Raw genomic sequence first — 14005 nt, 5'->3', positions numbered from 1 at the left:
AATATTTATAGCTAAACGACAACCGTCATCCCGCTGCTTGTTAGCGGGATCTAGAGATACCGCGAATGTATCGCGGTATGACGTAGGACTGCTGTCATTCCAGTCTGGAATCCAAAAAAAAGGATGATGTCATCCCAGTGCCCTGACTACTTGGATCCAGTTTTCTTTACAAATTTGCAAAAAGTGCTTCATTCTATAACGCAAAACCCATACTCACCAAACCCAATGCATTACTTGCAATTAAGTTTCCTGGATCCAAGTAGTCAAGCTACTCGGATGACACCCTTTTGGATGGAGACCAGTGTCAGCTACTTTCATGACACCATTCTTCTTTCTGGATCCAAGTAGTCAGGGCACTAGGATGACAAGAGAAAGAGGCTACTGGGATGACAGCCACCCTGACAATCGTCATCCCACTACGTGTTAGCGGGATGTAGAGATACCACGGCGGTATGACGGTTCGCAGCGGTATAGTAACTCGTAATCCCGCTGCTTGTTAGCGGGATCTCTTGTTAGCGGCTGAGATACCGCGAATGAATCGCGGTATGACGTGTTGAAACAATCCGATAAGGTAAGCCTCGTCATCCCGCTACGTGTTAGCGGGATCTAGAGATACCGCGGCGGTATGACGTGTTGCTTGGGTCAGCTATAGTATTTCTTAAAATTAATAATAAATTTCTTGGCTAGCAAGAAGCTGTAAATTTTTTTGCGAGACCTAAGTCGCTTTTGATATAGCTAAAGGTTTACTGATGATTTGTCTCATTTCACTACCTGCTGACTTACTTTCTGCTTAGCATATCCATCAAATCAGATTCTTTGAGTTTACAATGGTCAACTTTACTGAACTTATTTACCATAGAGCTCATTTGATTATACTGCTTAATTAGAAGATTAATGTCAGTTACAGTTGTTCCGGACCATTTTGCCATTTAAAATATCTGAATTTTGCCTTTCTTTTTCAGTCATTGAGTTTATGATGGCTATATATTTTTTCACTTTATTGTCATCTGGCACACTGCTACTTAGCTTTTTTGTAAATGAACTAGGAATGAATTTCATTATGTTGCTAATGCCATCCATTTTACTCAGAGTTTTTAACATTCCCACTAGGTCGTTTAGGTCGAATTTACCTTTTTTCACTTTCTTTTGTATCTTATCAATTTCTCCCTGACCAACAATCTCAGCAGCTTTTTCAACCAATGATACAACATCACCTATGCTAAGTATCCTTTTTGCAATTCTATCGGGATAAAAATCATCGAGGTCACTTAATTTTTCACCACAAGCAATAAATTTAATTGGACAATCGGCGATCATTTTCATAGAAAGAGCAGCACCACCACGTGCATCACCATCAACACGGGTGAGAATAATGCCGGTTACACCTATTACCTCATTGAATGATTTGGCAATGTTGACCGCATCCTGGCCTATCATTGCGTCGGCTACTAAAATAACTTCTGCAGGTGAAGCTATTTCCTTTACGGCTTTCAACTCATTCATCATATTATTGTCAATATGAAGCCTGCCTGCAGTGTCTAGTATTAATACATCATAATTACCGTTCTTTGCTATTGCTATTGCCCTTTTTGTAATTGTAATGGGCTTCTCATCTATTACTACAGGTAAAGTTTGCACATCTATTTGTTTACCTAGCACTTCAAGTTGTTTCTGGGCAGCAGGCCTATAAATGTCTAAAGAGGCAAGCATCACTTTTTTCTTTTGCTTTTTTAGTTTTAAAGCAAGCTTTCCTGAGGTAGTTGTTTTACCTGCACCTTGTAAGCCCACCATCATAATCACAGCAGGGGGTTTAACTGCTAGATTTAAGTCACTTTTCTCTGATCCGAGAACTGCAACTAAATTATCCTGTACAATTTTAATTATCATTTGTGCTGGAGAAACACTTTTTATGACTTTTTCCCCAATCACTTTATCTTTAATGTCGTTGATGAATTTTTTTGCAACTTCAAGTGAAACGTCAGCTTCAATTAAGGCTATGCGTATTTCACGCATGGCAAGATTAAAATCATCTTCAGAAATGATTGACTTTCCTCTCAGTTTACTAAATACAGAATTTAAACTTTCAGTTAACGATTTAAACATAATAGCATTAGTAGAATACTCATTAAAAAGAGAGAAGAAGCTGAAACAAAACTCACTGAGTTATAACTCAGCACTTCTTTAAGTTTAGTAATATTATTAAAGTATAAACCAATAAGTGGATTAGTCAAGTTTTGCACTACGCTGGCAAACATTTCTCTAGTTTTAGAGACTAACTGATTGAACAGCAAGATAATATAGGGTATGAAAGCTCTAAAAATCCAATCAACATCCATTTTAAAATTTACTCTCGGGTAAAATAACTTGCGTAAAGGAATAAACAATAAAGTGGTACATAGTAATAAATTAAATTGCGACCAAATATTTTTTGTGTTGTACGCAAGATTAAAAATTGAAGGCTTATTGTAAATAGGTAAGTAAGGATTGCCAGCGATTACGCATATAAATGCTAAAATAATCATAGTCATTTTGCCTCCTCTCTCTGCTAAAGGTTTTGACTTACTTTTTGCAATAAATAAGTAATAAAGAAACTTTAGCCCCACGCTTAAATGAAGCAGCAAATTTAGAAGCTTATATAAATTTTTATACCCTTTTAAGGCAACAGTGTTCATTTCAATTTCAGCTGTGATATATGATTTACTGATAAATCCAACGGTTCCAGGAAATGCAGCCATTGTAAGTATTGCGATTATAGCACACATGCCTTCCACTGACATCAGTTTACCCACTCCATTAAAACTAATTGTTTTTGTTTGTGAAATAATCGAACTACTGACCACAAACAATAATGATTGATAAACAAGAGAGAAGATTATATGCAGTATCAAAATTGGTATTGCTTTTTCCGAAGGACTGAGCAAACTTCCTGCAATAATCAGCAAGCCCATTTGTCCTACAACGTTATAGCATAAAAATCTGCGAATATTTTGCTCAAGAGAAGCAAATATAATGCTGTAAATTGCAGTGATGGCGCCTACAAGCGCTAATATTTCAGTACAATCTTGCCATAGGTTATAAGTGTGTAAAAGCATCACTAAAAAAGAGACTTTAGTGGTAAATAAGGAGAGATATGTGGTGCCATGTAGCGATGCAGCAGGATATGCATCAACAACCCAAAATGAAAAAGGAAAACAAGCGCAGTTTATCAATAAACCCAAAATTATCAGGTTAGTGCTTTGAAGTGCCAATCCTGCTATTAATATAACTCCAACGAAAAAGTGTACACAAGCGTACCTTATTGCAGGTCCACTATCTCTACAGCTAGCTGCGATAATAAAAAATGCACTGATGGTCATTAATTCACAGAATATTATAACCAATATCATATGTTCAGATAAAACTGCATAAAGTGAACTAATAGTGTAAGCAGCAAAAGATAGCATCTCTGAAAAAGTCAAATTTTGTGCTGGTAGAACAGCTAAAAATGCAACTGATAAAAAAGATATTAGTATGGTACGAAAAGATAAATCAAAATCTAGAATTGGGAGAGACCAATTTACTGCAATGCTCAAATTTTCAGGTAATTTTAGGACTATAACTATTAATACAGTCAGTAGAAGTAACAGTGACGATTTATAAAGTTGCACAACAATTAAAACCAATATGGTTTATGCTATCTCAATATATGAATAAAATCAATTTGCATATTAACCACTAATTAAACTAATTATCATATAATTATATCAGAGTTTAGAGGGTTATAGAGAAACCGGTCAGATTAGGTTTTTAATCTAATCTGACCGACAGCTTTAATAGTGAGGTAAGCTTTAATATAGCACTCCTAATTCATAACGCTACACTCGTGCATAATTTATTTTTAATTTGTGCACGAGCGTTAGTAAATTATTTACTTTTTGAAATAAAATTTGGCATCACTTTAATATTGAGACTTAGTAAACCTCAGTAGGTCTGCCAGTTGGGCCCATAAGAATTATTTGCTCGCCTTCTCTTAAGTGTCTGCATAAATTAGTGGAGCCGCCGATTTCCAGCACAATAGTGGAAATAATTCCTTTTTTTTTGTCTACTTCAGTGCCGGTTACGGCTATACCTTCCATAGCAAGGTTTGTATTATTGGCTTTTCTGCCATTGGTTTCAAAATTTTGCAATCTAAAGAATTGCCCAGGCTTAAAATTCTTTGCCGCAAGTGGTGCTTTTATCACTATTTCCACAACTTTGTCTGTTAAATATTGAACTTTTATAACCTTTGCAGTGAATTGCTCTTTGATTCTATTAAATAATTCTTTATTAGCCAGTTCTTCAACACTTGACCACGCATTTTTTTTCTGGCCCACAACATCACACACTGGAATGACAGAAACGAAGCTATTAACTCCACTCAAAAGCTGAGAAATAATAGGGTAGCCGTTTTTAGCACTTGCCATAGCTTTCACGACGCTGCCACTATACGAAGGGTGAAGATCACCAAAAAAGCTGATTGTTTTATTGCCTTGCTTATACACTAATATTCTATCTTTATTTGGCATTTTAGGAGAAAATATTGGGTCTATTTCTTTTCCTGATGAATTCAAATGAGTAAAATACCCATTACTTAATTTAAAATGCTTTTTATCTTCTGTTGCAATAACTCTATTTGGCTCAGTACCTGCTGCTATAAAAATAGAACGTGCTTTTATACGTTTGATTTCGCCGGATTTTGTGTCTATCAGTTTTATTAATTCAGCATGGTTATATTTATCCGTCACAACTTCAACTGGCTCTAAGTTTTCAATAAAGTAAATCCCTTCTGATAATGCGTTTTGCACCTCTTCGCTATTTAATCGATAACTTGGTGAATCTTTTAGCTCTTTTCTATATATAACTTTCACTCCCCCGAGGCTCTGCATTAACTCTAATATTTTTATTTCTCTACTCCCTTTTTTTGCTAACTTTTGCTTTTCTCGGATCAATTGTGCGTGCGATATAAACTCATTCGCAATTTCGCGTTCTTCTTCTGTCCAATCTTTTTCAACACAGTCCTTTCCATACTTATCAACTAATATCTCATAACGAAGAAGAAATTTTTCTACTTGAATTGGATAATACGCTAAAGCTTCAGTGGCAGTGTCAATCGCAGTAAGCCTCGCCTCTATGACAACTATCGGCATACGAACTTGCAGATTTGCTATAGAATCAAATTTAAGAGCGCCAGTCAGTTGTAACGACATCAGAAAATCAGATGCCATACGCACTCCACGAGCTAGTATGTTTTTTATTTTGATTATTCGTGGCTTACCAGAGCCAAGTGCTAGGGCGATGTGATCAAAACCCAAGTTGAACGCATCATCAACATTAATCGTGCCACCAAAACGAATGCCTCCATAAAGTGCGAAATGCTCACGTCTTTCCAGCAGTAATCTAATAATCTTTAAGTAATTCTTATCCCACCGAGAAGTAATACCATATTCTGCCACCCCACCAAACCCTCCTGCCGTGCGTTCACTCAATTTTTCGTGTTTGAAATCTTTAATTAGCTGGAAATTATCGATCAAAGGTTCAATCTTTAGTCCATCAATGGTGATAACGTTATGCCCATCATTCAACAAATGATGAGCTAAATTAAAACCAGCAGGACCAAGGCCTACAACTAGAACGTTTTTTCCGGTGTTTTCTCTTGGCAATGAACGCTGAAAATTTAAAGGATTCCAACGGCTGAGCAGAGAATATATTTCAAATCCGTACGGTAAACTGAGCACATCATCCAGAATCCTTGTTTCAATTGCTGGCACATTTACGGGTTCTTGTTTTTGATATATGCACGAATTCATGCAGTCATTGCATATTCTGTTCCCAGTGGCTGCACATAGCGGATTATCTATCATCACAATTGCAAGACTTGCTATGCTGTACCCTTCGCTTTTCACCAGATTCATTTCTGATATTTTCTGCTCTAGTGGGCAGCCGTGCAGTTCAACTTTTAGTGGAGATTGTTTAAAAGTATTGTCGTTATTAATTAGCCCCTTTGAGCAGCTGTCCTTACTTTGCTTATGACAAAATATGCAGTAGTGAGCATTATCTAGTGCTTTATTCAAACTCACCTTTTTGCTTGTTAGACCAAAACCGTATCGTCTTTTTACTTCATTTGAATACAGCACTTCAACTTTGTCCACTTCTTTTTTAGAAAATGGTATGAGGTTTTCGTGGTCGATTTTTTTATGAATACTGAATAATATACTCTGTTTATTTTTTACTCTCCACACTGCATATTGTGCTGCAAGTTCTATTTCTTCTTTGTGATTTTCTTTATCTTCAAACCAATGCATCACCTGCTCAGCAAAATTTTTTTCTGTTGTTGGCAAAGTGAGAAAATGACTTAGTTTGTTAGTAATATCTATATTCGCCACATTAGTGTATTTCTTCAATGCATAGCGTTGGACAAATAATCTTTTGCACTTATATATTACAGCAAAGTCGTTGTGCTTTTTCTTTAGCTCCTCTATTTCTTTTTCAACATTGAAAAGTTTTGCAATAAATTCATCAAGTAAATATGAGAGATCTACTATTAACTGACTATCTGTCATCCAAGTAGCTGACCGTCCTTCTTGTTTTCTAGATCCCAGTGTCAAGCACTGGGATGACGGGGGGTGACACTGGGATGATGGGAGGTGACACTGGGATGACATCGAAGAAGAAGCTGCTTTTTCTCTTGCTTCAATTAATGAACAAAACAAGCTCTCATCACATGATTTGATATAATTCAAAAATGTCTCATCTAATTTTATTAATCCATTGCGAGTATATAGATTAGAAAATGAGATGTTGAAATTCAGCTTCATTGCTATACCATACAGTGTACATGCTGTTTCTTACAGATGAAGATTTTATTTATTTTGCAATACTGCTGAGATTGTTGCTTCTGCAACTTTTTCTTCGCTAACAGATGCAATACACCTAAATTTGTGTACACCTAAACACACACTTTGAATGTTAGCTTGAAGAATCAATGTGTCCCCTGGAGTAACTAGCTTTCTGAATTTTGCATTTTCAATGGATCTCAAGTAAACAACTTTATTTTCTATTGTTCCTTTACCTAGAACACATATAGCAGATGCCTGAGCTAGAGATTCAATTATCAAGACTCCTGGCATTATTGGATGACCAGGGAAGTGGCCAATAAAAAATGGCTCATTGAAAGTCACATTTTTGATTGCTTTTATACTTTTACCAGGATCACACTCTATAACTCTATCTACTAAGAGAAACGGATAAGAATGTGGTAATATTTTTATAATATCACTGATATTAAATTGCATAAGCCTACTCAATACCTTTCAAAGCAAATTCAGGTATTTTCTTGTTTATATTGTTTAATACCACATCTGATAAATCAACTTCATCCATGGAGTATAAAACTTGGTTCTTTTTTGAAATAAATAGTACCAAATCTATGTTGTTTTTTTCTGCCGTTTTTTTAGCGACTTCTTTTATCTTGTTAAAAACACTCTCTACTGCGTCTCTATAGCTTTCTTCTAAATGTAACATTTTTTTAGCGTAATTATCTCTAGTATTTACAGTGTGCTTATTAAACTGTTCTGTCTTTTCTTTTTTTGCTTCTTCTGACAAAAGTTCAAATTCTTCTTTTGATGGCTTAAGTTTTTCTAACTCACTTTCAAATTCTTGTTGTAATCTAGAATTCTGCTCCTTTATTTGTTGTTGTATATTTTGCAGAGCAAGAGATTCATTGATGACTTTGTCACTATCGATAATTGCAGCTTTTGTGTTCTGAGGTTGATATCCTACAAGCTTATACCCCACAAATAAGGAAATAATTAAGGCAATAACTGATATAAATAACTGTATATATTTCATTCAAATCCCCGCTTCAATAGAAAATTTAACATTTGGTGATGGTATTATATCATAAGATTCCTTTACTAAAGGAAACCCGAAATCCAATCTAAGTCTACCAAAAGGAGAAAGCATTGAAAAGCCAAAACCTGGTGACAGTCTCACAAGCTTGCTATCGTAGTATTTCCCTTCATACTTCTTATTTTTATCATCTAAGCCAAAAAGTGTTGCATAGTCAACAAATAGTGAGCCTTTGATACCAGCATAGTCATATAGTTTTGGTAGAGGAAAATCCACTTGCTGTGTTAGATTAAAATAAGTTTTGCCTCCTAATGAGCTTTTATTTTTGTCTTCTGCTCTTGGTCCAATACCAGAAAGGTCAAACCCTCTAATCTCATTACCCCCTTTAAAAAAGTGCTGGCCGATGTTTAGATTTTCATCAGTATAAGAAAAAACATGACCTGCCGCCATCTTAAAGCGTAGCGTTATATCATCGTCAATTTTGCTTAATATAGGGTGCGTATAAAAAGATAAGAATTCAGATTTTAGGAAATTCACGTTTCCTCCCAATCCTGAAATATCCTGACTTAAGCGCAGTAAATACCCTTCTTTTGGAGCATATAGATTATCCAGTTTATTATATGCCAACGTGTATCCCACTGATGAAATCTGATGTTTACCTTTTCGGTCCAGTATTATTTCAGAGATATCGGTGTCTTGTCCACCCTTATTATCCATGTGTATATGATTATACTTATAAGAATAGCGAAGGGAATTAGTTAAGTTCTCTGTGACTTTATATGATAACTTTGTAAAAAATCCCATATCGCAACTATCAAAAGTAGTGTTTGGTTTATCTTGTTTTTCATAAAATACACCCATGCCTAGCGACGTATCAGAATCGTTAAAATTATTTTCAACAAACTCTAAATCAGTAGAAAATACGTATTGACTTTTTTCAAGAGCAAAAGAGAGCTCTTTTCCAGTACCAAATAAATTACGGTCTTTGAGGTCAATTTTAATCAATGCTCCACCAGGAAGAGACACACCTCCTCCCAAATACAACGAAGTAGTGTTTTTTTCTTTAACACTTAAGTCAAGATTTACTGCATTATCATTAACTGCATAACTATTTACTTTCACTGTTTCAAAAAAATCACTACTCATTAGTTTTTTACGTGACTTTTGAATCTCAGATATATTGTACGCATCACCTTCTGCTACACTTAGCTTACTTCTGATCACTTTATCTAAAGTGCGATCGTTACCATCAATTGTAATTTGATTTATATAAATCTTTTTACCCGGCAGCACTCTGTAGGTTACATTACACAACATTGTCATGTTGTGCATACTCTGGATTAACTTTTGCAAATATATATCATTTAAATATTTGTTTATTTTTTCTACTGTATTATTAATTTTAACTCTATTAAATATCTTATCGTTTTCCTCTGTTATAAAATCCAATATTTCTTCTTTTAGGCTCAAATCCTGAATTTCAGTTTCAATATTAACCTCATTATTTCCAAATAAATACTGCTGTCCTTCGTCAATCAAAAAAGTTAACTCTGTTTGATTGTTATTATCAACCTCAACAATTGGTTGAATATTATTTTGAATATATCCTTTAGATGAATAAAAATGATCGAGCAATTCTGTGTTAATCAATAGATATTGCGGTGAATAATGATTTCCGCCTTTAAAAATAGCTCTAAATAACTTACTAAATATGTCATTACTATGTCTTTTGATAACTTGCTCCAGCTTATTTTCAGAAAAGTTTTTATTGCCTATAAATCTTATATCCTTAATTTTAGAGGTTTTGCCTTCTTTTATTTTAAAAATTAGATTGACCCTATTGCCATCAAGCTTATTCAGGTCATATTCAATTTTAACACCAATCTTACCGTTATTTCTATAAGTAGTGACTAAATTCACTAAATCGTTTTGCAAGTTTGTTTCAGTTAAAATAGTTAGCGACTTTGATTGAATCACATTACTTAGCAGCTCTTTGCTGTTAAATAACTTATTGCCTTTTAACACTACCTTGTTAATCAGTGGATTTTCTTGAATTTTTATTACTAAATTTTTTTTATCATCTATGTAAGCATTAACACTAGCAAATAACTTTGTTTTATATAGATCTTTTATAATTGAGTCTATATCATCGTCGTTTATATAATCACCAGATTCTAGTTTTATATAGGACCCTATTGTCTGGTTGCTTACCCTCTCATTACCAATACATTTGACATCTTTCACCTGCACTTTTTCCGCAGTTCCTAAAGCAACAAGCAGGGCAGGAAAAGAAATAAAAACCACTACTAGTATATAAAATAGCTTTTTCATATTTTATTTCAAAAAAGATCCCTAATATCATTTGACATTCCAGTTGCCATAAGCAAAAACAACACTAAAGCACCAAAAATAGCTGCATATTTTTGACATTTCAAGCTTAAATCCCTACGTATAACCGCTTCTATGATATGATGAAATAAATGCCCACCATCTAGCAGTGGTATTGGCAGCAAGTTAATTGCAGCTAAATTAGCTGAAATAATTGCCATGAAATACACAACCATAACGACCCCCTTTTTAGCTGATTGCCCTGAATACTTTGCGATTTTTATTGGCCCACCTATTTCATTGATACTCCTTTTACCAACAATAATGTGAAAGAGAGCTTTGATCGTTAAGCACATAGTGTGGTAAGTTTCACTTACTGATAAGCTCACAGCCCCAAGAAAAGACGACTGCTTTAATGTATTGACTGAAATAATCCCTATAGTTTCTCTTTCTATTGTGTTGCCAAAAACGTCTTTGTCCTTGATTATTAATGGAGTTAAACTGGTCCTGTGCTTCTCATTATTTCTGCTATACTCAATCTCCATTCTTGTTTTAGGATTCGACATTATCACACGTGAAATATCTTCAAAGTATTTTATTTTATGCTCATTGATTTGTGTAATAGTGTCACCTGGCAACAAACCAGCTTGCTTAGCCGCACTACCTTCGATTACATTTTCAATCACCGGTGGAGTGCGATAATAACCTGCTATGCTAAAAAATATTGTAAAAGCTATAACAGCAAATACCATGTTTGCAAAAGGCCCTGCAAAAACTACTGCTGCTTTTTTATGACGCGGTTTTGTATGAAATGAATACAATTTTTCTTCTTCCGTTAATTCTTGTTGATCAGCTGGGACACTCGCTGCATTAGTATCTCCTAGCATTTTAATATAACCACCCAATGGAACAACGCTTAATTTCCATCTAGTTCCAGACTTATCGTTAAAACCAAAAATTTCAGGACCAAAACCTATGGAAAAAGATTCAACTTTAACTTTGCATGCTTTGGCAACAACATAATGCCCATATTCATGCACGAATACTATGACAGAAATTATTAAAGAAAATGATAAAAAATAATATATTCCATCGCTAAATTGATGGATAAGATTAGAAATTAATTCCACCTGTATATTTAGATCTTAACAAAATGTTAAGTATATTAAAATGCGCCTCGCTTGACAAGTATTTAGTTTAACTTTTAAATTAAAAAAGTTTAATTGTAATGACAGATACCTCACTACTCAGAAGAAAATTAATATATAGAAGCTGGCATAGGGGTTGCAAAGAAACCGATATACTTTTAGGGCATTTCGCGTTGAAATATCTTGATAAATTTTCCTTAAGCGAACTAATCGAATACGAAAAAATAGTTGATCTTGATGATTACGAATTATATTGTTACATAACTCGTAAGACAAACCTCCCTCCTGGCTTGAATAGTCAGATAGTCAATTTAATTGCTTGCTTTATTGAAGCTAATCCTTTATGCACTCAAGATTAGTGATAATCTTATTTACCTTATCTAGTACCTCAGTATATTCTATTCTTTTCTCGTTTCTATACTTTTCGCGCTCTTGATTTACTTCATCTAATCGCTTTGTTAATTCTAAAATTTTATCCTCAAGAATTAGTGCTGCAAGTAAGAAATTTAATGCATCCGAACCCTTACCTCCAGTTTTTTGAGATACAGAACTAACTAACTTGTCAAAACTATTAGCAAGGCGTAATAAATGATTCCCCTTCCCACTTTCGCAAGATATTTTATATGTGTTATTACGTATAACTATTTCTACTACTTGCATATGGTGCTAAAAATTTCTATCGTACAGTATAAACTCAAACCCCTACTTTCATCTTATTTATGGTATAAATCTTTATTCATTTATCAAATCAGATAATTTTTTACTGCTACGAAAATATGTTTTAAAGTATTGATTCTTTGTAAACTTCTGTAACATTAAATGGCTTGTTTCTTTCAAGTTATAACTTCTAACTGAAAAAGAACCAAACCCCCTAATTTCAACTCTATTATGATGTTTCAATGTGCTTGAAAGTATCCCAAAAAATCTATCAACTATAGCTGCTATAACAATCTTATCTAAAAAAGGATGTCTTTTTGCTACCCTCGCTACTATATCAGACTTTGTTGCCATTTATATGAAGCCAAAATAAGTAAACCTTATCACTTAGCAGATAATGCTATGTTATATTCTTCAACACCCAATACTTCAACTTCTATTTTTTCTGATATAGAGAATTTTTTATTCTCTGGTAAATGCTCTTGGTCTATTAGAAGGGTTACATCGTTCTCAACTTCAACGACTAGTCCATTATCTTCTCTCTTACCTACAATAACCTGTATTTTATCACCTACCTTAACTTTCTTTATCAGTTCTTCAAGAGGATCATACTCTATTTGTTTTATTCCAAGATAAATTCTTGCCCGATTCACGTTAGCCCTTATTACTTTTGCTTCTATTTTATCACCTACATTATACTTCTTTATCTCATCTGAACCATTTTTAGACCAACTAAAATCTTTCACATATATTGTCCCTTCTACGTTCTCATCTATTTCAGAATCACCGAAAGCAACAGATACATATGAGCCGGTATTATTCTTCACTTCACCAGAAACAATAGAACCAGGAGGATATTTATTGATAAATACTTGCCCAGGGTTGTCTACACACCTTTTCATGCTTAAACTCATCCTACTCTTAGCAATGTCAATACTGAGAATTTTTACATATACTTCTTGTCCCCTTGTTACGAGACTACTAACTGGTAAATTACCCTTAACCCAAGTTATTTCTGACGAGTGCACTAAACCTTCAATTCCAGGTCTAAGCTCAACAAATAATCCATAATCTTCTATGCTTGTTACATAACCCTTATGCACACTATCAACTGGATATTTTGACTCTGCATCTTGCCAAGGGCTATCTTCTAGCTGCTTCACACCCAAGGAAATTTTAGCATTTTCCTTGTCTATTTTTATAATTTTAACTTTTATAGTCTGACCACAAGTAAAAACTGCAGACGGATGACTTACCCTACTCCAAGAGATATCTGTAATATGTAACAATCCATCTATAACTCCCACTACATTTGATTCATGAATACCGACAAATACACCGTAATGAGTGATACTTTTTATTTTCCCTTCTATTATATCGCCTTCATTTAAAGATTCTAAAAATTTAATTTTTTCACCAGCGTGCAATTTTTCTAACACCAGCTTTCTTGATACTACAATATTGCCCTGCTTCTTATCCATTTTAAGCACGATGAACTTTTGTTCAGTTTCAATAAGGTGCTTCGCATCTTTTACTTGCTTCAAATCCACATGACTCAGCGGTAAAAAAGCGCTTATTCCGTCACCAAGATCAACAATAAAGCCACATTTAATTGAGCGTTTAATAACTCCGCTTACTTCAGCCCTTGTAACTGTATCTTCTTCCAACTTATTCCATTTTTCGTCCCTAATTGCTTTTTCACGACTAAGAACAACATTACCATGATAATCTTCAATTCTTTCCACATAAACTCTGATTTTCGAGCCAATAATGACCTCATCATTACAACCGAGTTCCTTGATCAGAATTCTCCCGTCAGATTTTAAACCAATATCAACCACAACGTCGTTAGGGTTTATTCTTGTAATTACACCTTCTACCACATCTCCTTCTTTAATTTTGTTAAGAAAAGAATCTTCAAACAAGGTATTATCTTGATCCTCAAATTGGCCTTGACATATCTCTTCTATAAATTTGTTTGATGATAGCTTTCTGATAGTAACCGG

At 34.3% G+C, this 14005-nt stretch carries 10 protein-coding genes and 1 pseudogene; 1 reads left to right on the top strand and 10 read right to left on the bottom strand.

Going from position 1 to position 14005, the window contains the following annotated elements; genetic code table 11:
- Positions 1–779: 779 nt before the first annotated feature.
- The 7 genes and pseudogenes from ffh to rseP form a co-directional block, all read right to left on the bottom strand.
- A pseudogene (gene ffh, locus WGMM_RS03415) lies at positions 780–2103 on the bottom strand (signal recognition particle protein).
- A complete protein-coding gene (locus WGMM_RS03410) occupies positions 2088–3647 on the bottom strand; it encodes a proton-conducting transporter transmembrane domain-containing protein (protein WP_038250136.1) in 1560 nt (519 codons plus the stop codon). Before WGMM_RS03410 ends, ffh begins: the two are co-directional and overlap by 16 nt.
- Before the next feature lie 303 nt (positions 3648–3950).
- A complete protein-coding gene (locus WGMM_RS03405) occupies positions 3951–6833 on the bottom strand; it encodes an FAD-dependent oxidoreductase (protein ID WP_038250131.1) in 2883 nt (960 codons plus the stop codon).
- Positions 6834–6878: 45 nt separating this feature from the next.
- The gene (gene fabZ, locus WGMM_RS03400; RefSeq protein WP_038250133.1) at positions 6879–7310 is read right to left on the bottom strand and encodes a 3-hydroxyacyl-ACP dehydratase FabZ; all 432 of its coding nucleotides are present in this window, start codon (positions 7308–7310) and stop codon (positions 6879–6881) included.
- A gap of 4 nt (positions 7311–7314) precedes the next feature.
- Positions 7315–7866, bottom strand: coding sequence for an OmpH family outer membrane protein (locus WGMM_RS03395; protein WP_038250128.1), 552 nt, complete (start codon positions 7864–7866; stop codon positions 7315–7317).
- The gene (gene bamA, locus WGMM_RS03390) at positions 7867–10197 is read right to left on the bottom strand and encodes an outer membrane protein assembly factor BamA (RefSeq protein ID WP_038250126.1); all 2331 of its coding nucleotides are present in this window, start codon (positions 10195–10197) and stop codon (positions 7867–7869) included.
- An 8-nt stretch (positions 10198–10205) separates the two neighbouring features.
- A complete protein-coding gene (rseP, locus tag WGMM_RS03385) occupies positions 10206–11324 on the bottom strand; it encodes an RIP metalloprotease RseP (protein WP_038250123.1) in 1119 nt (372 codons plus the stop codon).
- Between the two features lie 98 nt (positions 11325–11422).
- Here rseP and WGMM_RS03380 point away from each other — a divergent pair, with 98 nt between their 5' ends.
- Positions 11423–11701 (top strand): FAD assembly factor SdhE, encoded by a 279-nt coding sequence (locus WGMM_RS03380; protein ID WP_006279484.1) that lies wholly within the window; start codon positions 11423–11425, stop codon positions 11699–11701.
- On the opposite strand, the gene WGMM_RS03375 is transcribed toward WGMM_RS03380, so the two are convergent.
- From WGMM_RS03375 to WGMM_RS03365, 3 genes are all read right to left on the bottom strand, one after another.
- Positions 11676–12002 carry a cell division protein ZapA gene (locus WGMM_RS03375; RefSeq protein ID WP_010082086.1) on the bottom strand — a complete coding sequence of 109 codons (327 nt, stop codon included), beginning with the start codon at positions 12000–12002 and terminating at the stop codon, positions 11676–11678. The genes WGMM_RS03380 and WGMM_RS03375 overlap by 26 nt on opposite strands.
- Before the next feature lie 72 nt (positions 12003–12074).
- The gene (locus tag WGMM_RS03370; protein ID WP_038250120.1) at positions 12075–12353 is read right to left on the bottom strand and encodes an HU family DNA-binding protein; all 279 of its coding nucleotides are present in this window, start codon (positions 12351–12353) and stop codon (positions 12075–12077) included.
- Between the two features lie 29 nt (positions 12354–12382).
- A partial coding sequence (locus WGMM_RS03365; protein WP_038250118.1) for a 30S ribosomal protein S1 occupies positions 12383–14005 on the bottom strand: 1623 nt, incomplete at its 5' end.

This window comes from Wolbachia endosymbiont of Glossina morsitans morsitans, assembly GCF_000689175.1.
GTDB classification, from domain to species: Bacteria; Pseudomonadota; Alphaproteobacteria; order Rickettsiales; family Anaplasmataceae; genus Wolbachia; species Wolbachia pipientis.
The sequence above is the reverse complement of the archived record's forward strand: the minus strand, read 5'-3'. Positions and strand labels throughout refer to the sequence as shown.